We start from the raw sequence: 26240 nt of genomic DNA on the forward strand, positions 1-26240 counted from the left end.
TCCAACAAGAAAGGATTGGCGCGGGCGGGGCGATTCACCGGTCCCACGCGTTGACGACGAGCTGCTTGATCAGGTGCAGCTTGCGATGAAAGAAATGGTCGGCGCCAGGAATGACGATGACCGGCAGGTCCTGCGGGCGTGCCCAGTCGAACACGCTGGCGAGCGGCACGGTGTCGTCCTGCTCGCCGTGGATCACGATTGTGTCAGCCGGCACGTTGGCCACGTCCCAGCGGCTCGTGGCGGTACCCACCACCACCAGGCGTTGCGCGGGCGTGCCAGCTTCGGCCAGACGGCGTGCCACGTGCGTCTGCACGAAGCTGCCGAACGAGAAACCGCCCAGCGCCAGCGGCAGCGTGGCCACGTCGGGCGACCACGCGGTCTGCGTGCGCATCCAGTCGATCACGGCCAGCAGATCGTCCTGCTCGCCAATGCCCTTGTCGTGCTCGCCGGCCGTGCCGCCAACGCCACGGAAGTTGGGGCGCACCGTGGCGTACCCCAGCGCAACGAAGGTACGCGCCAGCGTCTGCGCCACCTTGTTGTCCTTGGTGCCCGCGAACAGCGGGTGCGGATGCGCGACGAGAGCCAGACCGCGCACGGGCGCGTTCTGCGGCAGATCGATGGAGATGTCGATGGCGCCGACGGGGCCGGCGACGGTGGTGACCTGGGTATGCGCGTTCATGGTGGCAGGCGGCTCTCGCACAACGGGGCAACTACTGGGTAACTACAGCGCAGCTACGGAACTACAACAGCGGCACAACAAAAAACCGGGCTGGACCCGGCATGGCTCGGCGGGTAACGCGTTTCAGCGATCGACCATCAGGCGCTGCACGGGCTTTCCGTTGATCAGATGGCTTTCGATGATTTCGTCGATGTCCTGCTCGTCGACGAAGGTGTACCAGACGGCCTCGGGGTAGACCACGAGCACCGGTCCAAGTTCACAGCGGTTCAGGCAGCCGGCCTTGTTGATGCGCACGCGGCCTTCGCCACCGGCGATGCCAAGCTCCTTGCAGCGTTTCTTGGCGTATTCCTGCATGGCCTTCGCATTGTGGTCGGCGCAGCAGGCGGAGCCATCGTCGCGCTGGTTCAGGCAGAAGAAGACGTGGTGTTGGTAGTAGCTGCTCATGACGGCTGACTTGGGGCGCGGTGTGGCGAGGCGTCGTGGCCTGCCATCGCCCGTGATTGGAAGCTCGGAATTATACGTGTTCACGGCCACCAACCCGCGTAACACGTGGTGCACGGAATTCCGGAATCCGGGCCCCGGCCGGGGCCGTCGGGACGCTCTCGCGCCGTGATCGGCGCCCGAATGCGACCGAGGCTCCACAAATATCGAGGTTTAGGGCCATCTGGCCTTCCGAATCTCCGGAGCTGCGCATTCCGGATTTCCGGAATTCCGGAACCCGGTGCCGCCGGATTTCTCATCTTTTCTTTTAAATCAATGACTTGCGGCTGGGCGCCCAGATGGCACGCCTGTTGCAAATAGTTACTTCCAGACGCGCCGCCGTTCAGGTCGAGGCGCGCAACGCGCCACGCCATCGAGCGCCGGGGCACCGGTCAAACACCGAGGACGACATCATGAGGAAACCCTTCTACAAGATCCTGTACGTGCAGGTCCTGTTCGCGATATTCGTGGGCATCCTGCTGGGCCACTACTGGCCCGACACCGGCGTGGCCATGAAGCCGCTCGGTGATGCCTTCATCAAGCTGATCAAGATGATCATTGGTCCGATCATCTTCTGTACCGTGGTGTCCGGCATTGCCGGCATGCGCGACATGAAGAAGGTGGGCCGCGTGGGTGGCAAGGCGCTGCTTTACTTCGAGATCGTGTCAACGTTCGCGCTGCTGCTCGGCCTGATCGCCACGCACGTACTCAAACCGGGCGTGGGCTTCAACATCGATCCGGCCACGCTGGACACGAAGTCGATCGCGCAGTACGTGTCGAAGGCACACGGTCAGAGCACCGTCGAATTCTTCATGCACATCATCCCGGACACGATCTTCAGCGCGTTCGCCAACGGCGACATCCTGCAGATCCTGATGGTCTCGATGTTCTTCGGATCGGCGCTGGCCGTGGTGGGTGAGCGCGCGCGCATCATCCACGACATGGTGGACCAGGTGTCGAAGGTGTTCTTCCACATCGTGCACGTGATCACGAAGGTGGCCCCGATCGGCGCGTTCGGCGCGATGGCCTTCACCATCGGCAAGTACGGCCTGGGCTCGCTGATTCCGCTGCTCAAGCTGATCGGCACGTTCTACCTCACGGCGATCGTGTTCGTGCTGGTGGTGCTGGGTACCGTGGCGCGCCTGACCGGTTTCTCGATCATCCGCTTTGTCGCGTATATCAAGGAAGAACTGCTGATCGTGCTCGGCACCAGCTCCTCCGAGGCCGCGCTGCCGCACCTGATGGAGAAGATGGAGAAGCTCGGCTGCTCGAAGTCGGTGGTGGGCCTTGTTGTGCCGACCGGTTACTCGTTCAACCTGGACGGCACCAACATCTACATGACGATGGCGGTGATCTTTATCGCGCAGGCCACCAACATCGAGCTGACGCTGATGCAGCAGCTCACGATCCTGGCCGTGGCGATGGTGACCTCGAAGGGCGCCAGCGGCGTGACCGGCTCGGGCTTCATCACGCTGGCAGCCACGCTGGCCGTGGTGCCGACGATTCCGGTGGCCGGCATGGTGCTGATCCTCGGTATCGACCGCTTCATGAGCGAATGCCGCGCGCTGACGAACATCGTCGGCAACGGCGTGGCCACGGTGGTGGTCTCGGCGTGGGAGCACGAGCTCGACCGCGCCCGCCTGACCCGCGTGCTGCGGGGCGAAGATGAGGCGAGCAGCCTCGCCGACGCCAGCGCCCGCTGACGTGACCCGGGCAGCGACCGGCGCCCCGCAGGAAGGGGGCGCCGGCGCTGTCCCGGATGAACCTGCCGGCCATCCCCGCCAGCGGGTATCATCGGCGCGAGAGCTTCCGCGCGCGCCGATGCCCCATTCCGACGACTTCCTTGCCGTGCATGACCCTGCCGCGCCCGGCCCGGTGCACGCGCCGGAGTCGAGCACGCGCTGGTGGGGGTTTGCCGCCGCGCTGATGGTGGGGCTTCTGGCGCTGTGCTCGCTGACCTGGCTGTTTTCGGTCCAGCGCGGCATCGCCGCATTGCAGCAGTCCACGGCCATGCGTGCCGACCGTTATGCGGCCACGCTTGAATCGACGCTGGACCGCTACGAATTCCTTCCCGCGCTGGTATCGCTGCACCCTTCGGTGCGCGCGCTGCTGGCCAATCCTGAAGACCCGGCCCGTATTGCCGTGGCCAACAACTACCTGGCCGAGGTCAATACCCGGGCCCGCGCGTCGGCCACCTACGTCATCGCGGCCAGCGGGCTGGCACTGGCCGCCAGCAATCATGGCGAGCCGGGCAGCTTCGTCGGTACCGACTACCGCTTCCGCCCGTACTTCCAGATGGCTTCGCGCGGCCAGATTGGCCGCTTCTACGCGATCGGCATCACCAGCGACGAGCCCGGCTACTACATCGCCCAGCCGATCGAGTCGGGCGGCAAGGTCATCGGCGTGACGGTGGTGAAGCTGAACCTCGAATGGTTCCAGCGCGCGGGCTCCGGTAGCACCGAGCCCCTGATGGTGTCCGACGACCACGGCGTGATCTTCCTGTCGTCGGTGCCGGGCTGGCAGTACCGCACGCTTCGGCCCCTGCCGCCCACGCTTCAGGCCGAACTGCACAACACGCGCCAGTATCACGACGTCGACGTCACGCCGCTGCCGATCCAGCCGCTGGATTCCCCGGTCTCGCGCTGGCTGGCCAGCACCACGCTCAACGATGGCGAACGGCTGGTGAGGGTTGGCGCCGCGGGCAGCACGGGGGCCACGGCACGAGATGGCGATGACGGTCAGGGCGCGCACTTCGGGTTGTCCAGCGATGGCGCGGACCGCTACCTGGAAATCAATCGCGCCGTCGGGCCCGCCGGCTGGAACATGCAGGTGATGGCGCAACTGGACCCGGTGCTGGCCAGCGCGCGCACCGCGACGATTGGCGCGGCGCTGGCCTATGCGTGCATCTGCCTGCTGCTGGTGAACCTGCGCCAGCGCCGCCAGCGCGCGCGTGACATGCAATACAGCCGCCGGCTGCTGGAAGCGGCCTACGATCAACTGGAACGGCGCGTGGAGGCCCGCACGGCCGACCTGATGGCGATCAACGAGCAACTCGAAGCCGAAGTGGCCGAGCGCGCGCGGACTGAAGGCGAACTGCGCGCGACGCAGGATGAACTGGTGCAGGCCAGCAAGCTGGCGGCACTGGGGCAGATGGCCGCCGGTATCACCCATGAACTGAACCAGCCGCTGGCGGCCCTGCGCACGTTCTCGGACAACACGCGCGTGTTGCTGGAGCGCGGTCAGCTCGATGCAGCCACCGGCAATCTCTCCGCCATCGCCGATCTGACCGAGCGGATGGGCAAGATCACGGGCCAGCTCAAGCTGTTCGCGGGCAAGGCGCGTCAGCGCCGCAATGCCGTGCGCGTGCGCGCTGCCATCGACCATGTGCTGCAACTGATCGCGCCACGACTGGGTCGGGTGATGCTACGAGTGCGGGGGCTCGACGGCGACACGGCGGACCTGGCCGTATGGGCCGACGAACTCAAGCTCGAACAGGTGCTGCTGAATCTCGTCGGCAACGCGCTCGATGCCATTGCTGCGGCCGGTGCCGAAGATGGCCGCGTCGATATCGCCGTCAGTGCGACGGACGAGACCGTGACGCTGGTCGTGCGCGACAATGGGCCCGGCATCGCGCCGGATGCGCTGCCACGGCTGTTCGAGCCGTTCTTCACGACCAAGGAGATCGGGCAGGGGCTCGGCCTGGGGCTGGCGATTTCGTCGTCGATCGTGCGCGAGTTTGGCGGGCAACTGACGGCCGGCAATGTCGAGGGCGGCGGCGCGGAATTCGTCGTGACACTGCGGCGCTCGCGCCAGACGGCCACGGCGTGAGGTGCCTGAACGGCGTCAAGGATGACAGGTAAAGACATGATTGCGATGCAGGACGGATTGCGTGTGCTGTTCGTCGAGGACGAACCACTGGTGCGCCAGGCGACGGCGCAGAGCCTGGAACTGGCTGGCTTTTCGGTGCTGGCGCTGCCTTCGGCCGAAGCGGCGATGCCGCATCTTGGCGCGGATTTTCCCGGGGTGCTGGTTACCGATGTGCGCCTGTCCGGCGCGAGCGGGCTGGATCTGCTGCAGCACTGCCGCAATGCCGCGCCGGGCGTGCCGGTGATCCTGGTCACGGGGCACGGCGATATCACGATGGCGGTGCAGGCGATGCGCGAGGGCGCCTATGACTTCATCGAGAAGCCGTTCGGAGCGGATCGCCTGACCGAAACGGTGCGCCGCGCGCTGGAGCGCCGCGCGCTCGAACTGGAGAACCACGCGCTGCGCCGCGAGCTGGCTGGCCCGGCTGCCGGCACGCGGATCATCGGCCGGTCGCCGGCGATCGCGCAGGTGCGCGACCTGATCGCCAATGTGGCGGCCACCGATGTGCCGGTGATGATCAACGGCGAGACCGGTACGGGCAAGGAACTCGTGGCGCGGAGCCTGCACGCGCTCTCCACGCGGCGTGACCAGCCCTTCATCGCGCTGAACTGCGGTGCCGTGCCAGAGTCGATTTTCGAGAGCGAGATGTTCGGCCACGAGGCCGGCGCATTTACCGGCGCGGGCAAGCGGCGTGTGGGCAAGCTCGAACATGCGTCGGGTGGCACGCTGTTCCTCGACGAGATCGAGAGCATGCCGCTGGCCTTGCAGGTGAAGCTGCTGCGCGTGCTGCAGGAGGGCACGCTGGAGCGGCTCGGCTCGAATACGTCGATACCGATCGACGTGCGCATCATCGCGGCTTCGAAGGGCGACATGGAGGCACTGGTGGCGCAGGGCACGTTCCGGCAGGATCTGCTGTACCGGCTCAACGTGGTGACGATTCCGCTACCGCCGCTGCGCGAGCGACGCGAGGACATCGTGCCGCTGTTCGAGCACTTCATGCTCGTTGCCGCCGTGCGCTATCAGCGGCCGGCGCCGATCCTGTCCGAGATGCAGCGCCAGCAACTGATGCAACGGCCCTGGCCCGGCAATGTGCGGGAACTGCGCAACGCGGCAGATCGACTGGTGCTGGGCGTGCCGGAAGGCGGACACGCCGGCGGCAAGGCTGATCCCGTTGACGAATCGACGCCGCTACGCGAGCGGATGGAGCGCTACGAGCGCGCCGTGATCGCCGATACGCTGGCCCGCACGGGCGGTGCCGTCAGCCAGGCGGCGGACCTGCTGCAAGTGGGCAAGGCGACGCTTTACGACAAGATCAAACGCTACGGACTGTAACGGCCGTACTCGGGGAAGGCGGGGGTCGGTACACTCTGGCCCGGCTCTCTTCCCTGGTTTCTTATCCCGCGATATCCCGCGATACCCCGCGAGCGGAATAACGGTAGGGCAGACGGCAAGCGCCTCCATTGCTAACGCCCCGACCCATGCCCCACGCCCATCCCGCCGACATCGACGGCCACCACCTGACCCCCGACACCGTCGCCGCCATCGCACGCGGCCAGCGCGCCGCCATCGTCCCGGAGCCCGTCCTTGGCAAGGTTGCCGATGCCCGCGCCCGCTTCGAGCAGGTGGCTGCGGCCAATGTGCCGATCTACGGCGTTTCCACGGGCTTTGGCGAACTGGTGCACAACTGGGTCGACATCGAACATGGCCGTGCGCTGCAGGAGAACCTGCTGCGCAGCCATTGCGCGGGTGTGGGTCCGCTGTTTTCGCGCGACGAGGTCCGCGCGATGATGGTCGCGCGTGCCAATGCATTGGCACGCGGATATTCGGCGGTGCGGCCGGCCGTTATCGAGCAACTGCTGAAGTATTTGGAAGCCGGCATCACGCCGGCCGTGCCGCAGGTGGGTTCGCTCGGCGCCAGCGGTGATCTGGCGCCGCTGTCGCACGTCGCCATCACGCTGATCGGCGAAGGCAAGGTGCTGACCGACGATGGTGGTACGGCACCCACGGCCGACGTCCTGCGCGAGCGTGGCATCGCGCCGCTCGCGCTGGCGTACAAGGAAGGGCTGGCGCTGATCAACGGGACATCGGCCATGACCGGGGTGTCGTGCCTGTTGCTGGAGACGCTGCGCGCGCAGGTCCAGCAGGCCGAGATCATCGCGGCGCTGGCGCTCGAAGGACTGTCCGCCTCGGCCGATGCCTTCATGGCCCATGGGCACGACATCGCCAAACCGCATCCGGGACAGATCCGCTCGGCGGCGAACATGCGCGCGCTGCTGGCCGATTCGGCGCGGCTTTCCGGGCATGGCGAACTGTCCGCCGAGATGAAGACGCGCGCGGGCGAGGCCAAGAACACCGGCACCGGCGTGTTCATCCAGAAGGCCTACACGCTGCGCTGTATTCCGCAGGTGCTTGGCGCGGTGCGCGATACGCTCGATCATTGCGCCACAGTGGTCGAGCGCGAACTCAATTCATCGAACGACAATCCGCTGTTCTTCGAAGACGGCGAGCTGTTCCATGGCGGCAACTTCCACGGCCAGCAGGTGGCATTCGCAATGGACTTCCTGGCCATTGCCGCCACGCAGCTGGGCGTGGTGTCGGAGCGCCGCCTGAACCGCCTGCTGAGCCCGCATCTGAACAACAATCTGCCGGCGTTCCTGGCGGCGGCGAACGAGGGGTTGTCGTGCGGGTTTGCCGGGGCACAGTATCCGGCCACGGCGCTGATCGCCGAGAACCGCACAATCTGCAGCCCGGCGAGCATCCAGAGTGTGCCGTCGAACGGCGACAACCAGGATGTGGTCAGCATGGGGCTGATCGCCGCTCGCAACGCCCGCCGCATTCTCGACAATAACCAGTACATCCTCGCGCTGGAGTTGCTGGCGTCATGCCAGGCTGCCGAACTCGCGGGTGCGGTCGAGCAACTGGCGCCGGCAGGCCGCGCCGTGTTCGCGTTCGTGCGGGAGCGCGTGCCGTTCCTGTCGATCGATCGCTATATGACCGACGATATCGAGGCCATGGCGGCGCTGCTCCGTCAGGGCGCGCTGGTTGAGGTCGTGCGCGGCGCAGGCATCGAACTGGCCTGACGAACTCTGGCGGTAGCTTTCGGTAATGAGCGGTTTCCTACTTCCACATGCCGCGCATTCGGCTGGCGAGGTCTACCTGCGGTAGCGTGGCCTTCGCCTGGCCTTCCCCCGGCATTGGCGCGGGCGGCCACGAGCGGCTGTAGAAATTCGGCATCACGCGGTTCGGCAGGAAGCGCGTGCGCGATGCGTAGACGTGGCGATCGCCAAAGCCGACCTGGTTGTGCACGTAGAAACGCTGTGGCACGACGATGTCGAGGTGGTCGCGCGCGCGCGTCATCGCCACGTACAGCAGGCGGCGCTCTTCCTCGATTTCCTCGGTGGTGCCGGTGGCAAGATCGGATGGCATGCAGCCATCTACCGCATTGAGCACGTACACGGCCTTCCACTCCTGCCCCTTGGCCGAATGGATCGTCGACAGGATCAGGTAGTCCTCGTCGCGCGAGGGCACGCCCGATTCGTCGCTCGATGCGCTGGGCGGGTCGAGCGTGAGTTCGGTGAGAAAGCGTTCCCGAGACGCATAGGTGGCCGCGATGCGCTCGATCTGCTGCAGATCCGCCTGCCGCGCGGCGGCATCGTCGTGCATCCGTTCGAGGTGCGGCATGTACCAGGCGATCACCTGTTCGAATTCCGATGGCCAGGGCGAGGTCGGCGCCATCAGCGCACGCGCCAGCGTCACCAGTTCATCCCAGGCGGGCGCGGCGGCGGGGGGCGGCTCGAAGGCTTCGAGCGCGATCAACGGTTCGGTGGCGGCTTCCAGTCCTTCAAGCACGCGCGCGGCCGTTTTCGGGCCGATGCCGGGCAGCAACTGCAGCGTGCGGAATCCGGCCATGCGGTCGCGTGGATTTTCCAGCCAGCGCACCACAGCCATCACGTCCTTGACGTGCGTCGACTCCAGAAACTTCAGTCCGCCGAACTTCACGAACGGGATATTGCGCCGGGCCAACTCGATCTCGACCTGGGCGCTGTGGTCGGCCGCGCGGAACAGCACCGCCTGCTGCATCAGCGACAAGCCAGCCTCGCGCCGCGCCAGTACCTGCTCGACGACGAAGCGCGCCTGCTCGGCCTCGTCGTTGACCACCACCACGCCGGGCTTCTCCGCCGATTCGCGCAGGGACCAGAGATCCTTGGTGAAGCGTTCGGCCGCAAGGCCAATCACGGCATTGGCGGCGCCGAGGATCGGCTGCGTCGAGCGATAGTTCTGCGACAGCGTGACCTGCTCGGCCGGCGGCGAGAACCGTGTCGGGAAATCGAGGATATTGCGCACGGTGGCGCCGCGGAATGCGTAGATCGACTGCGCGTCGTCGCCCACCACGGTCAGGCCGCGCCCTTGCGGCTTGAGCGCCAGCAGGATCGACGCCTGCAACGCGTTGGTGTCCTGGTACTCGTCGACCAGCACATGGTCGAAGCGTGCGCCCATGTCCTGCGCCAGTGCGGGCTCGGTCATCGCCTGCGCCCAGTAGAGCAACAGGTCGTCGTAGTCGAGCACCTGCTGCTTCTGCTTGGCTTCCACGTAGGCGGCGAACAGGCCCTTGAGCGCGTCTGCCCACATCGCGTAGCGCGGGAACTGCGTCTTCAGCACAACCTCGAGCGGCAACTGCGTGTTGACCACGCGCGAATAGATTGCGAGGCAGGTTTCCTTGCGCGGGAAGCGCGAGGTCTGCTCGGATAGCCCGAGGTCATGGCGGACCACGTGCATCAGGTCGGCCGCATCGCCGCGGTCGCTGATGGTGAAGGTCGGAGCAAGCCCGAGCGTTTCGGCGTACTCGCGCAGCAGGCGGGCGCCGATGGCGTGGAACGTGCCTGACCACTGCAGCGCGGCGCGCCCCGCGCCGGTCTGGATGCCGAGTGCCTGGTCGACGATGCGCTCGACACGGCGCCCCATTTCGGAGGCGGCGCGGCGCGAGAACGTCAGTAGCAGGATGCGGCGCGGATCGGCGCCGTTCACGACCAGATGCGCCACCCGATGCGCGAGCGTGTTGGTCTTGCCAGAGCCCGCGCCGGCAATGATCAGCAGCGGCGCGTCACCGTCGTACTCCACCGCCGCGCGCTGTTCCGGATTCAGCCGGGAAAGATAGGCGGGGGCGTCGGCGACCTCGGTGTCGGGCGACTCGGCAGCGGCTTCAGGGGCAAGTTCCGGTAACACGTCAGGGCAGGCAGTCGGATGGATGCGATAAGAAAAATCTGGCGCTCACTGTATATCCATACAGCCCCGACAGGCAAGCCGGATGCCCGACGATGTGAGCCGGGCAACAAAAAAGGTGCCGCATGGGCACCTTTTCGTTGGACTTGGCGTTGTTCAGGCCGCGTTGGCCAGTGCGCCGTCGAGCAGCTTGTGCAGCGCGTCCCACTCGGGCTCGCCCACGTAGCGCTTGAGAATCTTGCCGTTCTTGTCCACCACGAAGGTCGTCGGCGTGAGCTGGACGTTGCCGAAGGCCTTGGCCGCCGCGCCGTCGGCGTCCATCGCCACCTTGAATGGCAGTTCACGGGTCTTGGCGTAGTTCATCACGTACATCGGCGGGTCGTAGTTCATCGCCACCGCCACGAAGTCCAGCCCCTTGTCCTTGAACTGCTTGTAGGTGCTGACCATCTGAGGCATTTCCTTGACGCACGTGGCGCAGCTCGTGGCCCAGAAGTTGATCAGGTAGACCTTGCCCTTCAGGTCGCCAGTGCTGAGCTTTTCGCCCGAAAGCAGCGTGAATGTGGCGTCGGGGACCGTATTCGCGGGCGTCATGGCGCGGTAGCCGAAGAAGCCCAGCAGCGCGACGATGACAACGGCTACAGCGATCGGCCAGCGCTTCTTGCTCGAAGGTGTGGCAGGGGTGGCGGAATTCGACATGGGGTTACGGTCCCGAGGTGAGGCCATCTACAGACAGCGGCTATTCTACTGCCGCTGTTAGCCGGCAGTGGCAAGCCGGATCAAATGCGCACTATCTGCGGCATTCCGCCGCATTTCCTCTGCGGCATTCCGCCGCATTTCCTGGTGATTGACTACTTGGACGCCGCCAGCCCTTCGGCGAGCCTGGCACGTGCCGTATCCACGGCTTGTTCGAGGTAAGCGCCGTAGAAGTCCGGCTGCAGGCCGCGCAGCGGGCTGGCCAGGTTGCGGCCGTTGCGATCCAGGAACAGGACGGTCGGGGCCACCGTGATGTTGTGGGCGCGTGCCCATTGCTTCGCGGTGGTCATGGTGCCGTCGGCGTCGCGCAGCGGCGTGTCGGCCGTCATGTCGAGCTCGCGCGCGGTGATCTCGCCAGCGGCCGCCTGTGGCGCCAGATAGTTGCGGCGGGCGGTCTCGCAATACGTGCAGCCGGGCAAGCTGACCAGCACGACCAGCGGCCCGCCCTGTTTCGCGGCGTCAGCGGACTGGGCGGCAATATCGGTGACGGGCGGCAGATGGCTTGCCGCCATCGACACAGCCGGGCCCACCAGCAGCAACAGCGCGGCGAGACCATGCAGAACGGAGCGAAGCAGGGGCGAGCGGGGCGTCATGCTGGGGCGTCGGTGGGTATTCCGTGAGAACCTGGTGAAGACGTCGCCGCATTTGATTTCGTGCGCATCTGGTGCGAACGTGCGCGGCTTCCCGGATAATACCGGCTTGCGCCAGATTGCGCCGACATCCCCCATGCGCCGCCCCAGCCCCCGACCTGCCCCTCGCGTTCCCCTGCTGATTGCCATCGTGCTGCTGGCTCTGGCCGGCTGCTCGCCGCGCTATGACTGGCGCACCATCGTCTCGAGCGAAGGGCAGTATGCGGCGCTATATCCGGACAAGCCGACCAGCGCCGCGCGCGATGTGGCGATCGCCGGGCGCCAGTTGCCGATGCGCATGGAGGCCGCCCGGATCGACAACACGTTGTTCGCCGTCGGCGTGGTTTCCCTTCCCGCCGATGATGCGGGGCTACGCCGCGAGGCGCTGGCGTCGATGCAGGCCGGCCTGATAGGCAACCTCGGTGCGCATCCCGACAGCCCCGCACACTCGCGTCCGGTCACGGTCATGTCGGCGGGGCAGCCACCCGTTGCGCTGGACGGCGTGGAGGTGACTGTCGCTGGCATATCGCCCCAGGACAAATCACCGCGCCGACTGACCGCGCGGCTGGTGGCGTCCGGCTCGCGTGTCTATCAGGCAGTGGTGCTCGAGGCCGGCGATGCGGCGAAGGATGCGCGCCAGGCCGAGCAGGTCGAGCAGTTCCTCACCGGTTTTCACCCGTTCTAAATCCGTTCCAAGTCTTTCAGGTAGTCAATCAAGGAGTTCGTCATGCGTTGGGAAGTCTGGCTGGCCTATTTTGCCGCGTGCTGGGTGATCGCTGTCTCGCCCGGTTCGGGCGCCGTGCTGTCGATGAGCCACGGTCTGTCATACGGCCTGAAGAAGACGTCGACGACGATTCTGGGCCTGCAGACCGGCCTGGTGATCATCCTGCTAATTGCGGGCGGCGGACTTGGCGCGCTGCTGCTGGCGTCCGAGGAAGCATTCCTGGTGGTCAAGACGATTGGCGCGATGTACCTGATCTACCTGGGTATCCAGCAGTGGCGTGCCAAGGTTGAGACGAACCCGCAGAACAGCGAGGACAAGACGGTGCGTGTGGCCACCATGAGCCGGCGCCGGCGCTTCGCCACGGGGCTGCTGACGAACGTCACCAACCCCAAGGGCATCATCTTTATGGTGGCCGTGCTGCCGCAATTCATCGACCCGACGCATGCGCTCGGGCTGCAACTGGCTATCCTGGCGGCGACGATGTGCTTTGTGGACCTGATCGTGATGCACGGCTATGCGCTACTGGCGTCGCGCATGCAGGGCCTGTTCCGCAACGCGCGTGCCGTGCGCTGGCAAAACCGCTTCTTCGGCAGCGTGCTGGTGGCCGTGGGCACCGCGCTGTTCTTTGTCCGGCGTCATCACGCCTGAGCGTTGATGGTGAGGGCGGGTGGCGCACAGTCGACAGGTTTGCTTCAATAGGGAGTGATCAGGAATCTATGGAGAACCCCGATGCCTGCCGTCGCCCACCTGCAAGCCACGTATCGCGCCCATCGGGAGCCTCCACCGGGTGAGCCGACGCCGCCCGGCTTCCCAGCCGACCAGCCGCCGATCGAGGAACCGCCACCGCCACCGGTGGAGCCACCGGTTTGAGTGGAAGCTGAAAATGACAAGGTCCGCGTTTTCCTAAGAGGCGCTATCAAAATGAAGCGAAGCGGTTCTGGCTAGGGTGAAGCAGGGGTTTCGGCTCGTATGCGAGCCGCCTGCGGAACGGCATGTGCCTGCGAGCACATGCGCGCCCTGCAAGGGCGCGGCCGCAGACAGTACAAGCGGTACGGCAAGGCCGCGCAACGACGCCAGAATCATTTTGATAGTGCCTCTAGGCGGTTCGCAGCACGCGCCGGTACTGGATCGCCTCGGCCACGTGGCCGGCTGTCAGAACCTCCGCGCCATCCAGGTCCGCGATCGTTCTGGCTACCTTGAGCACCCGGAAGTACGCGCGCGCCGACCATCCCAGCTTCTGCATCGCGTCGCGCAGCAGCGCTCGGGCCTCGTTGTCGAGCGGGCAGTGTGTCTCGATCGCGCGACCGGCTAGTTCGCTGTTCGGCGTGCCCTGTCGTGTCAATTGACGTTCGCGTGCGGCGACGGCGCGGGCGCGCACGGTCTGGCTCGGTTCGCCCGGCTGTCCATCGAACATTTCCTGCTGGCTCTGGGCGGGCACTTCGATCTGCAGGTCCACGCGGTCGAGCAACGGGCCTGACAGGCGTGACTGGTAGCGCTGCACCTGATCCGGCGTGCAGCGGCACATGCGGGTGGGATGCCCGAGGTAGCCGCAAGGGCAGGGATTCATCGCCGCCACGAACTGGAAGCGCGCCGGGAAATCGGCCTGCCCGGCGGCACGCGAGATCGTGATGCGGCCGGTTTCGAGCGGCTCGCGCAGGACTTCGAGCACGCGCCGTTCAAACTCGGGCAGTTCATCGAGAAAGAGCACGCCGTGATGCGCCAGCGATATTTCCCCAGGGCGTGGCGAAGCGCCCCCGCCGACCAGGGCAGGCGCGCTGGCCGTATGGTGCGGACTGCGGAACGGGCGATGGCCCCAGCGGGACGGGTGGAAGCCGCCCGAGGTCAGACTCTGCACGGCCGCTGCCTCGAGCGCTTCGGCCTCGGTCATCGGCGGCAGCAGGGCAGGGAAGCGCTGGGCCAGCATCGATTTGCCAGTGCCGGGCGGGCCGACCAGCAGTACGGAGTGCTGGCCCGCGGCGGCGATCTCCATGGCGCGTCGGGCTTGTGCCTGGCCGCGAACGTCGCGCATATCGGGGCCATCGGCGGATGCCTCAACCCGGGCTGGCGGCCGGGCGCGCGACAGCCGCCGCTCGGGAAGCAGGCCGATGTGATGGCAGACGTCGCGCAGTGTCGCGCCGGCATGGACGATCACGGCTTCGACCAGGGCCGCTTCTGCGCCATTCTCGCTGGCGACGACGAAGGCGCGCGGCGGGCGATCCTCCGCCACGCGTCGGGCGTTATCGCGGGCCAGTCCCATTGCCATCGCGAGCGCGCCGCGTACCGGGCGCAGGTCTCCTGCCAGCGAAAGCTCGCCGGCGAATTCGAAGGCGTCAAGCGTGTCGGCCTGCAACTGCCCGCTGGCCGCCAGGATGCCCAATGCGATCGCCAGGTCGAAACGGCCGGACTCCTTGGGCAGATCGGCGGGCGCCAGGTTGACCGTGATGCGCCGGTTGGGAAATTCGAACTCGCTGTTGAGCAGAGCCGCGCGCACGCGCTCGCGGCTCTCGCGGACTTCAGTATCGGCCAGCCCGACGATATTGAAGGCGGGCAACCCGTTGGCGAGGTGGATTTCGACGGAGACGGGCGGCGCCTCGATTCCAGTCAGTGCGCGGCTGCGCAGGACGGCCAGGCTCATATCTTTGCGGAAGTGTTAACGAAAAAGGCCACCGGGATCCGGTGGCCTTTCTGGCATTGAACGGGGTGCCGTGGGCGCGGCGTCATGCTCCGCCGGTTGGCGTGCCGCCAACGCGGCGCTCGAGTTCTGCTACGCGGGCCTCAAGTTCCTCCAGTCGGGCGCGGGTGCGGGCCAGCACCTGCGACTGGACGTCGAATTCCTCGCGCGTGACCAGGTCAAGGCGCGCGAAGCCCTGCGTCATCATGCTGCGCACGTTTTTTTCGATGTCCTTGGCCGGCGAGTTGCGCAGCGCTTCGCTGACCTTGCTTTGCAGGTCGTTGAAGAGATCGGTCGGTTTCATGGTGGAACTCCTGTGGTGACCAATTTCGAATGATTCGGGTCAGGCCAGCGTGCGCATGGCGGGCGGCTGCGCCCCATTCACCATGTCTGCACCGTGGTGGGGCGTCGCATCGCGGCGCTCGGCGGGCATCCCTGCCGCGCAGATGCACTGCTCTGGGGCGTGGCGCCTCGGCGGGTGTCTGACGCGCCGTGCCATGCCAGCCGTCGGGTGCTCGTACGCCAAGCACGCGGCACTTGACCTTGCATGACGCGGATTATGGCGCTTCGGCGGCCGCCATGAAAGCTCCGGCAACGCCAGCGCACATTTTTTGGCGGTTTTTCGATGCTTCGGGCGGCAGATACCTGTCGCCCGGCATTGTCGTCAAAGTGGTTCGGACACCGCTTGTCGACGATTTCTGACTGGGCGGCCAACGGTGTCGCAGGGCGATGGCCATGAGCTGGCACGGGTGTTGCAGTACAGCAACCGGGAGCGTCAACACCATAACGCTGTGCACAAACAGCAGCCTCTCACCCTCGAGCCAGCGAAGAACCTAAAGGAAAAGGAGAAAAACCGATGAAGAAGTCGAGCCTCGCAGTCAGCGCCGCTGCGGCCCTGTTCAGCCTTGCCACCTCCGTTGCGTTCGCACAGAGCGCGCCGGACGCGGCAGCGCCGGCAGCCGCACCCGCCGCCGAGCCGGCATCGCCCCACACGATCACGGCCAACGTGTCGCTGGTCTCTGACTACCGCTATCGCGGTCTCAGCCAGACCAACCGCCGTCCGGCCATCCAGGGCGGGTTCGACTATGCCCATGAGAGCGGCTTCTACATCGGCAACTGGAACTCCAGCATCAGCTGGATCTCGGACGCCGACAAGAGCGTGTCGGCGCCGGTCGAGATGGACTTCTATGGTGGTTTCAAGAACACGTTCAAGATGAGCGATCTGGAGTTCAACTATGACGTCGGCGTGCTGCAGTACTTCTACCCGGGCGGCTACTCCAACCCGCGCCCGTACACCACTGAGCTGTACGCGGGCATCGGCTATGGCCCGGTGTTCCTGAAGTACTCGCAGGCCGTGACAAACCTGTTCGGGATCGCCAACAGCCAGTACAGCAGCTACATCGACCTCGCCTTCAACTATCCGCTGAACGTGTGGGACCTGACGCTGAACGCGCACCTTGGCTACCAGAACGTCCAGCACAACAGCGCCGCTTCCTATCTGGACTGGAAGGTCGGCCTGACGAAGGACCTGGGCAAGGGCTTCGCGCTGGCGGTGGCCTACATCGGCACCAATGCGAAGGAGTCGTTCTACACGAACAGCTATAACCACAACGTGGGCAACAACACCGCGTGGGTCTCGCTTTCCAAGACTTTCTAATTGCGCGTCAGCCAGGGGGGGCCGAAGCTGGCCCGCCCAGAGGAGATAACCGATGAAACTCATCATTGCAGTCATCAAGCCGTTCAAGCTCGACGAGGTGCGCGAGGCGCTCTCCGATGTGGGCGTGTCCGGGATCACCGTGACCGAGGTCAAGGGCTTCGGCCGGCAGAAGGGCCACACGGAGCTGTATCGCGGCGCCGAGTACATCGTCGACTTCCTGCCCAAGGTGAAGATCGAGGTGGCGGTGCCCGACGAAGTGGTGGAGCGAGCCATCGAGGCCGTGGAGAAGTCGGCCCGCACCGGCAAGATCGGCGACGGCAAGATCTTCGTCGCACCCATAGAACAAGTCATTCGCATCCGCACCGGCGAGACCGGTGGCGATGCCCTGTGACACGAGACACCCCCGGAAAGAGGTTAAGCAAATGAAAACCTGGTTCAAGCGAATCCTGACGGCCGGCGCGATGACGCTGGCGCTCGGCACGGCCGGTCTCGGCCTCTCCACCCACGCCGTGGCGCAGGACAAGCCCGCCGCGGAAGCATCGGCCGCGACGGCGTCCGCAACCCCCGCAGCCGCCGTGGCAGCACCGGCTGCGGCAGCTTCGGCGGCCACGCCTGCCGCGGCGCCCGCCGAAGCTGCCGCCGCGCCGGCTGCCCCGGTGCCCAACAAGGGCGACACGGCCTGGCTGCTGGTCTCCACCGCATTCGTGATCCTGATGACGCTGCCGGGCCTGGCGCTGTTCTACGGTGGCCTGGTCCGCTCGAAGAACATGCTGTCGGTGCTGATGCAGTGCCTGATGATCTTCTCGGTGATCTCGATCCTGTGGGCCATCTACGGCTATAGCTTCGCGTTCACGGAGGGCAACGCCTTCTTCGGTGGCACGGACCGTCTGTTCATGAAGGGCCTGACGGTCGATGCCGTGGCCGCCACGTTCAGCAAGGGCGTTGTGGTGCCGGAACTGGGCTACTTCGCGTTCCAGTGCGCGTTCGCGGCGATCACTTGCAGCCTGATCATCGGCGCCTTCGCCGAGCGCGCCAAGTTCTCGGCGGTGCTGGTCTTCGTGGTCCTCTGGTTCACGTTCGCCTACATCCCGATGGCCCACATGGTCTGGTTCTGGCCCGGCCCGGATGCGTACACCGACGCCGCCGCAGGCACCGCCGCCACCGCCAAGGCCGGCTGGCTGTTCCAGAAGGGCGCGCTCGATTTCGCGGGCGGCACGGTGGTGCACATCAACGCCGCTGTGGCCGGTCTGGTGGGCGCGTTCATGTTCGGCAAGCGCATCGGCTTCGGTCGTGAAGCGATCCGCCCGCACAGCCTGACCTTCACGATGGTGGGCGCCTCGCTGCTGTGGTTCGGCTGGTTCGGCTTCAACGCCGGTTCGGCCCTGGAAGCCAACGGCAGCGCCGCGCTGGCCTTCGTCAACACGCTGCTGGCCACGGCCGCCGCGGTGGTTTCCTGGACCTTCGGTGAGTGGATCGGCAAGGGCAAGCCGTCGATGCTCGGTGGCGCCTCGGGTGCTGTCGCCGGCCTGGTGGCGATCACCCCGGCCGCCGGCTTCGTCGGCCCGATGGGCTCGATCGCGATGGGCCTGATCGCCGGCCTGCTGTGCCTGTGGGGCGTGACCGGTCTGAAGCGCCTGCTGGGCATGGACGATTCGCTGGACGTGTTCGGTGTGCACGGCGTAGGCGGTATTCTCGGCGCGCTGCTGACTGGTGTGTTCGCCGCGCCGAGCCTGGGCGGCACGGGTATCTATGACTACGTTGCCAACAAGGTGGCCGACGACTACTCGATCGCCGGTCAGGTCTGGATCCAGTTTGAAGGTGTGCTGACCACGATCGTCTGGTCCGGCGTGGTAGCACTGGTGGCCTACAAGCTGGTCGATATGCTGATTGGCCTGCGCGTGCCGGAAGAGGAAGAGCGCGAAGGTCTGGATATCACCTCGCACGGTGAAACCGCGTATGAGGTCTGATATCCGCCAAGGTGTTGTGCTGGAGAGCTGATTGGGAATCTTCTCTCAGGAGTTTCGCCCCGGCCATGTGCCGGGGCTTTTTTATTTTCGGGCTCGCCCCTCAAACGGGTGTCAGTATTCGCAGGGTGCTTAAATCGGATCTTAAAAAGTCTCAATTGTCTTTAATGCCTGCGGGGCATAGAGTGCCAGTGAGGCAGTTTCCTCCACCTGCAGAACGCTCCCCGTATCTGTCAGGCCATTTGAAAGCGCGACGCCATGTCGCGCTTTTTTTTGCCCATGGAGCACGCATGTAGCACCCATGGGGCGGCGCATGGTCTCCGGACCTTTGAAATGCGTCAAACATCCCCATATCCAGATCCCTTATGCTGGGCTCCGCATATGCTTATTCAGGGCGGGCCTGCAGCCTCGTGGCCGTTCCACTACAATCGGGGCGGACAATAAAGCTGATTCATTAGGATGGATATGGTCCCGCATCTCATCACCGCGCTGAACGGTCCGCTACTCGAACTCGAGAAGAAGATCCTGGACGCCACACCGTCCATCGAGCGCTGGTTCAGGCTGGAATGGCAGGAGCATACTCCGCCGTTCTATTGTTCCGTGGACCTGCGCAACGCTGGCTTCAAGCTGGCGCCGGTCGACACCAACCTGTTCCCGGGCGGTTTCAACAACCTCGCGCCCGAAATGCTGCCGCTGGCGGTCCAGGCCGCCATGGCTGCGATCGAGAAGATCTGCCCGGACGCCAAGAACCTGCTGCTGATTCCCGAGCGCCACACCCGCAACATGTTCTATCTGCAGAACGTGGCGCGGCTGTCGCTGATCATGCGCCAGGCGGGCCTCAATGTGCGCCTGGGCTCGCTGTCCGAGGAAATCACCGAACCCACCCCGATCGAGCTGCCCGACGGCCAGACGCTGGTGGTGGAGCCGCTCGCGCGCCTTGGCGCCAAGGGCCGCCGGCTGGGCCTGAAGGATTTCGATCCCTGCTCGATCCTGCTGAACAACGACCTGTCGGCCGGGATTCCGCCGATCCTGGAGAACATCAACGAGCAGTACCTGCTGCCGCCGTTGCACGCCGGCTGGTCCACCCGCCGCAAGAGCAGCCACTTCGCCGCCTATGACGAGGTGGCCAAGAAGTTCGCCAAGCTGATCGACATCGACCCGTGGATGGTGAATCCGTATTTCGCGCGGCAGACTGGCGTGAACTTCCATGAGCGCATCGGCGAGGAAGAACTGGCTGACGCGGTGGAAGGCGTGCTCAAGAAGATCGCGAAAAAGTACCGCGAGTACGGCATCAAGGAAACGCCCTACGTGGTGGTCAAGGCCGACGCCGGCACCTACGGCATGGGCATCATGACCGTGCGCGACCCGTCCGAGGTGAAGGGCCTGAATCGCAAGGAGCGCAACAAGATGAGTGTCGTGAAGGAGGGCCTCGAGGTCTCCGACGTCATCATCCAGGAAGGCGTGCACACCTTCGAAAAGGTCAACGACGCGGTGGCGGAGCCGGTGGTCTACATGATCGACCGCTACGTGGTGGGCGGCTTCTACCGCGTGCACACGGGCCGTGGCATCGACGAGAACCTGAACGCGCCGGGCATGCACTTCGTGCCGCTGGCCTTCGCGCCGAACGGTATGCCGGACAGCCACGCCAAGCCGGGCGCGGCCGTGCCGAACCGCTTCTACATGTATGGCGTGGTGGCGCGCCTGGCCCTGCTGGCCGCGTCGCTGGAACTCGAGAAGACCGACCCGAATCCGATCATCTGATTCGTAACGCCCCTGCAATCCACCATGCGCATTCTGTTCATTACCGACCCGCTGGAGACCTTCAAGACCTACAAGGACTCCACCTTCGCCATGATGACCGAGGCGGCGGCGCGCGGGCACGAGCTGTTCTTCTGCCTGCAATCGCAGCTTTCGCTGTCGGCCAACGTCGTGGAGGCCATGGTGCGGCCGCTGGAGCTGACCGACGACGCCCAGGCCTGGTATCGGCTGGGCGATGCCGCGATGATGCCGCTGTCCGCGTTCGATGCGGTGCTGATGCGCAAGGATCCGCCGTTCGACATGGAGTACGTGACCAGCACCTGGTTGCTGGAACTGGCCGAAGCGCAGGGCGCGCGCGTCTTCAACAAGCCGCGCGCGATTCGGGACCACTCGGAGAAACTGGCGATCGGCCAGCATCCGCAGTTCATCACGCCGACGCTGGTGACGCGCGATGCCGGCCGCATTCGTGAATTCCATGCCGAGCATAAGGACATCATCGTCAAGCCGCTGGACGGCATGGGCGGCATGGGTGTGTTCCGGGTAGGCGCCGACGCCATGAACCTGGGTGCGATCGTCGAGACGCTTGGCGACAACGGCGCGCGCACGCTGATGGTCCAGCGCTACATCCCGGCCATCAAGGATGGCGACAAGCGCATCCTGCTGATCGGCGGCAAGCCGGTGCCGTATTCGCTGGCGCGGATTCCGCAGGGCACCGAGATTCGCGGCAATCTGGCCGCTGGCGGGGTGGGGCGGGCGCAGGAGTTGAGCGCGCGCGATCGCGAGATCGCCGAAACCCTGGCGCCCGGACTATGGAAACAGGGCTTGCTGCTGGTAGGGCTGGACGTGATCGGCGACTACCTGACCGAAGTAAATGTGACGAGTCCGACCTGTTTTCAGGAGATCGCCCAGCAGACCGGCTTCAATGTCGCGGGCATGTTCATCGACGCGCTGGAGCAGGCCGTAGCCGCCGACCGTCGCTGACGGTCTCCAACCGCCGCTGGTCTCCGCCGATGTTCAGGCGCCACAGTTGGCGCGGCGGGCGGGGCCGCGGATTGGGCGGTCAGGCTGCCTGCTACAATTCGGGCAGTCCAACGGATTCACCATCATGGCAGGAATTCTGATCATCGCTCATGCGCCACTGGCTTCGGCGCTGCGCGATTGCGCTGGCCACGTCTACTGCGGCCAGCCGCAGCGGGTGGAGGCGATCGACGTTATCGCCGATGCCGACCCTGCGGCGGTGCTGGCCGAGGCGCGGAAGCGCCTCGCAGACGTTTGCGAAGAGAACGGCGCCCTGGTGCTGACCGATATCTTCGGCGCCACGCCTGCCAATATCGCCGCGCGGCTTGCCGAGCCGGGTCGGGTCAAGGTGCTGGCCGGTGTCAACCTGCCGATGCTCGTGCGCGCTATCTGCTATCGGACGGAGAAGCTCGACCAGCTTGCCACCAAGGCCTTGGCCGGAGGCGCCCAGGGCGTGCTGCAAATAGGCACGACCGCCGTCCAGAACCAAACCGCAAATCATCCCGACAAATATGCTGCAGAGGGACACCACCATCATCAATAAGCTCGGGCTTCATGCCCGCGCATCCGCCAAGCTCACGCAGTTGGCGGGTAGCTTCAACAGCCAGGTCAAGATGTCCCGTAACGGCCGCCAGGTCGACGCCAAGAGCATCATGGGCGTGATGATGCTGGCCGCCGGGATTGGATCGACAGTCTCGATCGAGACTGACGGCCCTGACGAGCAGGAGGCGATGGATGCGCTGCTGGCGCTGATCGCCAACCGCTTCGGCGAAGGCGAGTGAAGTTCGACGGTAATCCAGGCTTTTTCTAAACGTTCCTGACGGAGCGGTTCATGCCCTTTGCCTTGCACGGCATTCCGGTTTCTCGTGGGGTCGCCATCGGGCGAGCCCATATTCTTGCGCCGGCTGCGCTGGATGTGTCGCACTACCTGGTCGACGAAGACCGGCTCGAAGCCGAGGTGGAGCGATTGCGCTCGGCACGCGCCGCGGTGCGGGCCGAGCTGATCACGCTCAAGCGTGACCTGCCGCGCGACGCGCCGGAGGAAATGGGGGCATTTCTCGATGTCCACGCGATGATCCTCGACGATGAGGCCCTGTCGCGCGAACCCGAGACGCTGATTCTCCAACGCCGCTATAACGCCGAGTGGGCCCTGACCACGCGACTCGAAGAACTGATGCGTCAGTTCGACGAGATCGAGGACGAGTATCTGCGCGAGCGCAAGGCCGACATCGAGCAGGTGGTGGAGCGGATCCTGAAGGTGCTGGCCGGGGCGCCCGTGCTGGCGCCGGCGCCCGTGCCGACGCTCGCGCCGGATGGCGAGGCCACGCCGGGCGTGATCGTGGTGGCCCACGACATCGGCCCGGCCGATATGCTCCAGTTCAAGCACACCGTGTTCCACGGTTTCGTGACGGACCTGGGCGGCCGTACATCGCACACGGCTATCGTCGCGCGCAGTCTCGACATCCCCGCCGCGGTGGGCGTCAAGAACGCGAGTGAACTGATCCGACAGGACGACTGGATCATCATCGATGGCGATGCCGGCCTGGTGATCGTCGATCCGTCGGCCATCATTCTTGAAGAGTATCGGCACCGCCAGAGCGAGCGCGCGCTTGAGAAGAAGCGCCTGCAGCGGCTGCGCCACATGCCGGCGGTGACGCTGGACGGGCTCGAGATCGAGCTGCTGGCCAATATCGAGATGGCGGAGGATGCCGGTGCGGCGCTGTCCGCCGGCGCCGTCGGGGTGGGGCTGTTCCGGTCCGAATTCCTGTTCATGAACCGGCGTGGCGAGTTGCCGGATGAAGACGAGCAATTCCACGCGTATCGCAACGCCGTGGAAGCGATGCACGGGCTGCCGGTCACGATTCGGACCATCGACATCGGTGCCGACAAGCCGCTCGACGGCCGTGGCGACGACTTCGAGACCGCGCTGAACCCCGCACTGGGTTTGCGCGCGATCCGTTGGTCGTTGTCAGAGCCGGGGATGTTCCTGACCCAGTTGCGGGCGTTACTGCGCGCTTCCGCGTTCGGCCCGGTCCGGATTCTGATCCCGATGCTGGCTCACGCCGGTGAGATCGACCAGACGCTGGACCTGATCGAGCAAGCCAAGCGCCAGCTCGACGAACGCGGCCTGCCGTACGACCCGGGTATCAAGGTCGGGGCGATGATTGAGATCCCGGCTGCTGTGCTGCTGCTGCCGCTGTTCCTCAAGCGCATGGACTTCCTGTCCATCGGCACCAATGACCTGATCCAGTACACGCTGGCGATCGACCGCGCCGACAATGCCGTGGCGCACCTCTACGACCCGCTTCACCCGGCCGTGCTACAGCTGATTGCCCGGACGATCCGCGAAGCCAACCACGCGGGCGTGCCCGTCGCCGTGTGTGGCGAGATGGCGGGGGATCCGGCAATGACCCGGTTGCTGCTGGGCATGGGACTACGCGAGTTCTCGATGCACCCGGCGCAATTGCTGCGGGTGAAGCAGGAGGTCATCCATGCGGACTGCGAGCGCCTGAACAAGGCGGTCGACCAGATCCTGAACTGCTACGAACCGGACGAGCTTACGGCCGCGTTGAAGCAGCTGACGGCGTGACACCACCCTGAAACCCTGAGGATTTCAGGGTTTTAGGGCGCGATTACAGTGTCGTTTGCGGCACTTATGCCGCCGAAAAGTGGCCAGTCAATCGCCTCAATTCCTCGGTTTGTGATGCATACGGACAGTCCGTTGCAAGTGCATTAATGGGAATTGTTATCATTTCTAATCTCTGATATTCTGCCTCTCATCGCGTGCGGCATGCCGGTGCCGACGCCGCCCCCAAGGAGGCTTTTGTGTACGTCTGCATTTGCAACCAGGTCACTGATCATGAAATCCATGGCGCCGCCCACCTCGGCGTGTCGACAATGGATGAGCTGGCGGAAACGCTTGGCGTTGGGACCTGCTGCGGCCGTTGCCGCGAATGCGCGCAGCAAGTGCTGTGTGAAGGCGTTGCCGCGGTGAAGACCGTGAGGGCCTCAACTATGGCTACGATCAAAGTTGTCGAAATTTCGTCCTGTTCGACGACTACGTCACATGCCATAATGGACGCTCGGGACCCGGCAGTCGCGAACGACCGGCGCACAGCGCTGGTTGCCTGATTCGAATACCGCAGAATTACCCAAAGAACGCGTGCATTGAGAGCGCGCCCACGGACGAAAGTCCGAGGCGCGCTTTCTTGTATTTGCGCTCCTTGTCATTCGTGCCGCTGCCTGGGTCCGTTGTCGTTTGCAACAGGAGCCCTGTATGAAAGGTGACAAGAAGGTCATCCAGCATTTGAACGCGCAGCTGAAGAACGAACTCACCGCGATCAACCAATATTTCCTGCACGCCCGTATGTATCGCCACTGGGGGCTGAAGAAGCTCGGCGACGTGGAGTACAAGGAATCCATCGGCGAAATGAAGCACGCCGATCGCCTGATCGAGCGCATTCTGATGCTCGACGGCCTGCCCAACCTGCAGGACCTGCACAAGCTGCTCCTCGGCGAAGACACGCCCGAAATGCTCAAGTGCGACCTGAAGCTGGAGCAGGGTGCTCACGCCACCGTCAAGGAAGGCATTGCGTACTGCGAATCGGTTGGTGACTATGTCAGCCGCGAAATCCTGGTCGATATCCTCACGGACACCGAGGAGCACATCGAGTACCTGGAGACGCAGCTTGACCTGATCGACAAGGTCGGCCTGCCGAACTACCTGCAGTCTCAGATGGAGCCGGGCGAGCAGTAAGCGCGCAGGCAAAGGATTGGCCGCCGCGCGCGTCGCGATGACGCGCGGCGACGGCTGGTCAGACGCGCGGCGTTTCGAGACGCCGCGCCCGAATGCGCAATCGGTTAGTAACCGTTCTCATTCGGATTCTTGTACTCATCCAGCTGTATCAGCATGGACGGTCCGCGCCGGAGGGCTCCAGCGCCGGATCGTCCATCGCCCCGCAGCTCGGCGGACTCAGTGGTCCCCGCCGCAGACCTCGCAGCCCGGCGTGCGCAAGAGGCGCATCGTGGTCCACTCCATCGACATGGCGTTGACCATCAGCAAGCGTCCCGCCAGCGTCTCTCCTACACCAGTCAGCAATTTCAGGGCCTCAGCGGCCTGCACCGTGCCGATCATGCCGACCAGCGGCGCGAACACGCCCATCGTGGCGCAGGCGGCCTCAGGCGCCGGTTCGGATGGCGGGAACAGGCAGGCGTAGCAAGGCGCATCGGGATTGCGCAGGTCGAACACGGTGACCTGGCCATCGAAGCGTAGCGCGGCGCCGGATACCAGCGGCTTGCGGTGCCGCAGGCAGGCGCGATTCACGGCGTGGCGCGTGGCGAAGTTGTCGCAGCAATCGAGCACGACATCAGCCTGCGCGACGAGACCATCCAGTTCGGCGTCGCCCACCCGCATCGGCACCATGCGGATGTCGATGCCGGGGTTGATGCGCAGCATTCCCTCCCTGGCCGATTCGACCTTGGGGCGGCCCACGTTGGCGGTGGTGTGCAGGATCTGGCGCTGCAGGTTGGTCAGGTCAACGTCATCGTCGTCGACGATCGTGATCGTGCCCACGCCGGCCGAGGCCAGGTAGGGCAACGCCGCCGCGCCGAGCCCGCCTGCGCCGATCACCAGCGCATGGCCGGCCAGCAGGCGCTCCTGGCCTTCGATGCCGAGCTCGTCAAGCAGGATATGGCGCGAATAGCGCAGAAGCTGATCGTCGGTCATGGTCCACGTGGAATCAGGAGATCAAACAAAAACGGCCCGCCGGTGCAATACCGCGGGCCGCAGGGCTGAAGGCGGAAAGCGCCACGCGCCAGAGT

Annotated in this window: 25 protein-coding genes; 17 read left to right on the forward strand and 8 right to left on the reverse strand. The window is 65.2% G+C overall.

All coding sequences use genetic code 11. The features are described from left to right. Nucleotides 1–34: 34 nt before the first annotated feature. Together K6G35_RS01165 and K6G35_RS01170 are read right to left on the reverse strand one after the other, a co-directional pair. Nucleotides 35–679 carry an alpha/beta hydrolase gene (locus K6G35_RS01165; RefSeq protein WP_008641761.1) on the reverse strand — a complete coding sequence of 215 codons (645 nt, stop codon included), beginning with the start codon at nt 677–679 and terminating at the stop codon, nt 35–37. Between the two features lie 123 nt (nt 680–802). Continuing rightward, nucleotides 803–1123 (reverse strand): (2Fe-2S) ferredoxin domain-containing protein, encoded by a 321-nt coding sequence (locus tag K6G35_RS01170; RefSeq protein WP_008641760.1) that lies wholly within the window; start codon nt 1121–1123, stop codon nt 803–805. 449 nt (nt 1124–1572) lie between these two features. Between K6G35_RS01170 and K6G35_RS01175 the strand changes: the two genes are divergently transcribed. The 4 genes from K6G35_RS01175 (at nt 1573) to cmdF (ending at nt 8106) form a co-directional block, all read left to right on the forward strand. Beyond that, a complete protein-coding gene (locus tag K6G35_RS01175) occupies nt 1573–2862 on the forward strand; it encodes a dicarboxylate/amino acid:cation symporter (RefSeq protein WP_024569297.1) in 1290 nt (429 codons plus the stop codon). A 118-nt stretch (nt 2863–2980) separates the two neighbouring features. After that, nucleotides 2981–4987: a sensor histidine kinase gene (locus tag K6G35_RS01180; protein ID WP_035881297.1), complete on the forward strand. Its 2007-nt coding sequence runs from the start codon at nt 2981–2983 to the stop codon at nt 4985–4987. 45 nt (nt 4988–5032) lie between these two features. Then, complete coding sequence (locus K6G35_RS01185; protein ID WP_008652608.1) at nt 5033–6358, forward strand: sigma-54-dependent transcriptional regulator; 1326 nt, start codon at nt 5033–5035, stop codon at nt 6356–6358. 146 nt (nt 6359–6504) lie between these two features. Beyond that, nucleotides 6505–8106 (forward strand): tyrosine 2,3-aminomutase, encoded by a 1602-nt coding sequence (cmdF, locus tag K6G35_RS01190; RefSeq protein WP_008652610.1) that lies wholly within the window; start codon nt 6505–6507, stop codon nt 8104–8106. 37 nt (nt 8107–8143) lie between these two features. On the opposite strand, the gene K6G35_RS01195 is transcribed toward cmdF, so the two are convergent. From K6G35_RS01195 to K6G35_RS01205, 3 genes are all read right to left on the reverse strand, one after another. Then, nucleotides 8144–10249, reverse strand: a complete 2106-nt coding sequence (locus tag K6G35_RS01195; protein ID WP_186425561.1) for an ATP-dependent helicase — start codon at nt 10247–10249, stop codon at nt 8144–8146. A gap of 153 nt (nt 10250–10402) precedes the next feature. Continuing rightward, nucleotides 10403–10942, reverse strand: a complete 540-nt coding sequence (locus K6G35_RS01200) for a TlpA disulfide reductase family protein (RefSeq protein ID WP_008652614.1) — start codon at nt 10940–10942, stop codon at nt 10403–10405. A gap of 152 nt (nt 10943–11094) precedes the next feature. Beyond that, nucleotides 11095–11592, reverse strand: a complete 498-nt coding sequence (locus tag K6G35_RS01205) for a SoxW family protein (RefSeq protein WP_008652615.1) — start codon at nt 11590–11592, stop codon at nt 11095–11097. Nucleotides 11593–11725: 133 nt separating this feature from the next. Between K6G35_RS01205 and K6G35_RS01210 the strand changes: the two genes are divergently transcribed. The 3 genes from K6G35_RS01210 (at nt 11726) to K6G35_RS01220 (ending at nt 13222) form a co-directional block, all read left to right on the forward strand. Then, the gene (locus K6G35_RS01210; RefSeq protein WP_234819008.1) at nt 11726–12313 is read left to right on the forward strand and encodes a hypothetical protein; all 588 of its coding nucleotides are present in this window, start codon (nt 11726–11728) and stop codon (nt 12311–12313) included. Between the two features lie 42 nt (nt 12314–12355). Next, entirely contained in the window at nt 12356–13000 is a 645-nt protein-coding gene (locus K6G35_RS01215) for a LysE family transporter (RefSeq protein WP_008652617.1), read from the forward strand. Between the two features lie 81 nt (nt 13001–13081). Next, on the forward strand, nt 13082–13222 hold the full coding sequence (locus K6G35_RS01220; protein WP_187192294.1) for a hypothetical protein: 141 nt from the start codon (nt 13082–13084) through the stop codon (nt 13220–13222). 226 nt (nt 13223–13448) lie between these two features. Here K6G35_RS01220 and K6G35_RS01225 read toward each other — a convergent pair whose 3' ends face one another. Further along, complete coding sequence (locus K6G35_RS01225; RefSeq protein ID WP_495676012.1) at nt 13449–14987, reverse strand: YifB family Mg chelatase-like AAA ATPase; 1539 nt, start codon at nt 14985–14987, stop codon at nt 13449–13451. An 82-nt stretch (nt 14988–15069) separates the two neighbouring features. Then, nucleotides 15070–15327, reverse strand: coding sequence for an accessory factor UbiK family protein (locus K6G35_RS01230; RefSeq protein ID WP_008652257.1), 258 nt, complete (start codon nt 15325–15327; stop codon nt 15070–15072). A gap of 552 nt (nt 15328–15879) precedes the next feature. On the opposite strand from K6G35_RS01230, the gene K6G35_RS01235 reads away from it, so the two are divergent. From K6G35_RS01235 to bfr, 10 genes are all read left to right on the forward strand, one after another. After that, nucleotides 15880–16680 (forward strand): TorF family putative porin, encoded by an 801-nt coding sequence (locus K6G35_RS01235; RefSeq protein WP_008652255.1) that lies wholly within the window; start codon nt 15880–15882, stop codon nt 16678–16680. Between the two features lie 52 nt (nt 16681–16732). Beyond that, on the forward strand, nt 16733–17071 hold the full coding sequence (locus tag K6G35_RS01240) for a P-II family nitrogen regulator (protein WP_008652254.1): 339 nt from the start codon (nt 16733–16735) through the stop codon (nt 17069–17071). Nucleotides 17072–17102: 31 nt separating this feature from the next. Then, nucleotides 17103–18647, forward strand: coding sequence for an ammonium transporter (locus tag K6G35_RS01245; protein WP_186425565.1), 1545 nt, complete (start codon nt 17103–17105; stop codon nt 18645–18647). Nucleotides 18648–19109: 462 nt separating this feature from the next. Next, entirely contained in the window at nt 19110–20405 is a 1296-nt protein-coding gene (gene gshA / locus K6G35_RS01250) for a glutamate--cysteine ligase (protein WP_008645878.1), read from the forward strand. Nucleotides 20406–20429: 24 nt separating this feature from the next. Then, the gene (gene gshB / locus K6G35_RS01255) at nt 20430–21383 is read left to right on the forward strand and encodes a glutathione synthase (protein WP_008645871.1); all 954 of its coding nucleotides are present in this window, start codon (nt 20430–20432) and stop codon (nt 21381–21383) included. A gap of 124 nt (nt 21384–21507) precedes the next feature. Next, nucleotides 21508–21963, forward strand: a complete 456-nt coding sequence (locus K6G35_RS01260; protein ID WP_008645870.1) for a PTS sugar transporter subunit IIA — start codon at nt 21508–21510, stop codon at nt 21961–21963. Beyond that, nucleotides 21932–22201, forward strand: coding sequence for an HPr family phosphocarrier protein (locus K6G35_RS01265; protein ID WP_008645869.1), 270 nt, complete (start codon nt 21932–21934; stop codon nt 22199–22201). Before K6G35_RS01260 ends, K6G35_RS01265 begins: the two co-directional genes overlap by 32 nt. Before the next feature lie 50 nt (nt 22202–22251). Beyond that, nucleotides 22252–24009, forward strand: a complete 1758-nt coding sequence (gene ptsP, locus K6G35_RS01270; protein WP_186425567.1) for a phosphoenolpyruvate--protein phosphotransferase — start codon at nt 22252–22254, stop codon at nt 24007–24009. Nucleotides 24010–24308: 299 nt separating this feature from the next. After that, entirely contained in the window at nt 24309–24551 is a 243-nt protein-coding gene (locus K6G35_RS01275) for a bacterioferritin-associated ferredoxin (RefSeq protein ID WP_234706934.1), read from the forward strand. A 145-nt stretch (nt 24552–24696) separates the two neighbouring features. After that, nucleotides 24697–25176, forward strand: a complete 480-nt coding sequence (gene bfr, locus K6G35_RS01280; RefSeq protein WP_008645854.1) for a bacterioferritin — start codon at nt 24697–24699, stop codon at nt 25174–25176. Nucleotides 25177–25392: 216 nt separating this feature from the next. On the opposite strand, the gene K6G35_RS01285 is transcribed toward bfr, so the two are convergent. After that, nucleotides 25393–26145: a HesA/MoeB/ThiF family protein gene (locus K6G35_RS01285; RefSeq protein ID WP_495676013.1), complete on the reverse strand. Its 753-nt coding sequence runs from the start codon at nt 26143–26145 to the stop codon at nt 25393–25395. Nucleotides 26146–26240 lie beyond the last annotated feature (95 nt).

It is taken from the genome of Cupriavidus sp. HY129, from assembly GCF_059492215.1.

Bases quoted from the DNA above. Each gene is read 5' to 3' on its own strand.
- K6G35_RS01165 (WP_008641761.1), bottom strand. From the start codon at position 679: ATGAACGCGCATACCCAGGTCACCACCGTCGCCGGCCCCGTCGGCGCC.
- K6G35_RS01170 (WP_008641760.1), bottom strand. From the start codon at position 1,123: ATGAGCAGCTACTACCAACACCACGTCTTCTTCTGCCTGAACCAGCGC.
- K6G35_RS01175 (WP_024569297.1), top strand. From the start codon at position 1,573: ATGAGGAAACCCTTCTACAAGATCCTGTACGTGCAGGTCCTGTTCGCG.
- K6G35_RS01180 (WP_035881297.1), top strand. From the start codon at position 2,981: ATGCCCCATTCCGACGACTTCCTTGCCGTGCATGACCCTGCCGCGCCC.
- K6G35_RS01185 (WP_008652608.1), top strand. From the start codon at position 5,033: ATGCAGGACGGATTGCGTGTGCTGTTCGTCGAGGACGAACCACTGGTG.
- cmdF (WP_008652610.1), top strand. From the start codon at position 6,505: ATGCCCCACGCCCATCCCGCCGACATCGACGGCCACCACCTGACCCCC.
- K6G35_RS01200 (WP_008652614.1), bottom strand. From the start codon at position 10,942: ATGTCGAATTCCGCCACCCCTGCCACACCTTCGAGCAAGAAGCGCTGG.
- K6G35_RS01205 (WP_008652615.1), bottom strand. From the start codon at position 11,592: ATGACGCCCCGCTCGCCCCTGCTTCGCTCCGTTCTGCATGGTCTCGCC.
- K6G35_RS01210 (WP_234819008.1), top strand. From the start codon at position 11,726: ATGCGCCGCCCCAGCCCCCGACCTGCCCCTCGCGTTCCCCTGCTGATT.
- K6G35_RS01215 (WP_008652617.1), top strand. From the start codon at position 12,356: ATGCGTTGGGAAGTCTGGCTGGCCTATTTTGCCGCGTGCTGGGTGATC.
- K6G35_RS01220 (WP_187192294.1), top strand. From the start codon at position 13,082: ATGCCTGCCGTCGCCCACCTGCAAGCCACGTATCGCGCCCATCGGGAG.
- K6G35_RS01225 (WP_495676012.1), bottom strand. From the start codon at position 14,987: ATGAGCCTGGCCGTCCTGCGCAGCCGCGCACTGACTGGAATCGAGGCG.
- K6G35_RS01230 (WP_008652257.1), bottom strand. From the start codon at position 15,327: ATGAAACCGACCGATCTCTTCAACGACCTGCAAAGCAAGGTCAGCGAA.
- K6G35_RS01235 (WP_008652255.1), top strand. From the start codon at position 15,880: ATGAAGAAGTCGAGCCTCGCAGTCAGCGCCGCTGCGGCCCTGTTCAGC.
- K6G35_RS01240 (WP_008652254.1), top strand. From the start codon at position 16,733: ATGAAACTCATCATTGCAGTCATCAAGCCGTTCAAGCTCGACGAGGTG.
- K6G35_RS01245 (WP_186425565.1), top strand. From the start codon at position 17,103: ATGAAAACCTGGTTCAAGCGAATCCTGACGGCCGGCGCGATGACGCTG.
- gshA (WP_008645878.1), top strand. From the start codon at position 19,110: ATGGTCCCGCATCTCATCACCGCGCTGAACGGTCCGCTACTCGAACTC.
- gshB (WP_008645871.1), top strand. From the start codon at position 20,430: ATGCGCATTCTGTTCATTACCGACCCGCTGGAGACCTTCAAGACCTAC.
- K6G35_RS01260 (WP_008645870.1), top strand. From the start codon at position 21,508: ATGGCAGGAATTCTGATCATCGCTCATGCGCCACTGGCTTCGGCGCTG.
- K6G35_RS01265 (WP_008645869.1), top strand. From the start codon at position 21,932: ATGCTGCAGAGGGACACCACCATCATCAATAAGCTCGGGCTTCATGCC.
- ptsP (WP_186425567.1), top strand. From the start codon at position 22,252: ATGCCCTTTGCCTTGCACGGCATTCCGGTTTCTCGTGGGGTCGCCATC.
- bfr (WP_008645854.1), top strand. From the start codon at position 24,697: ATGAAAGGTGACAAGAAGGTCATCCAGCATTTGAACGCGCAGCTGAAG.
- K6G35_RS01285 (WP_495676013.1), bottom strand. From the start codon at position 26,145: ATGACCGACGATCAGCTTCTGCGCTATTCGCGCCATATCCTGCTTGAC.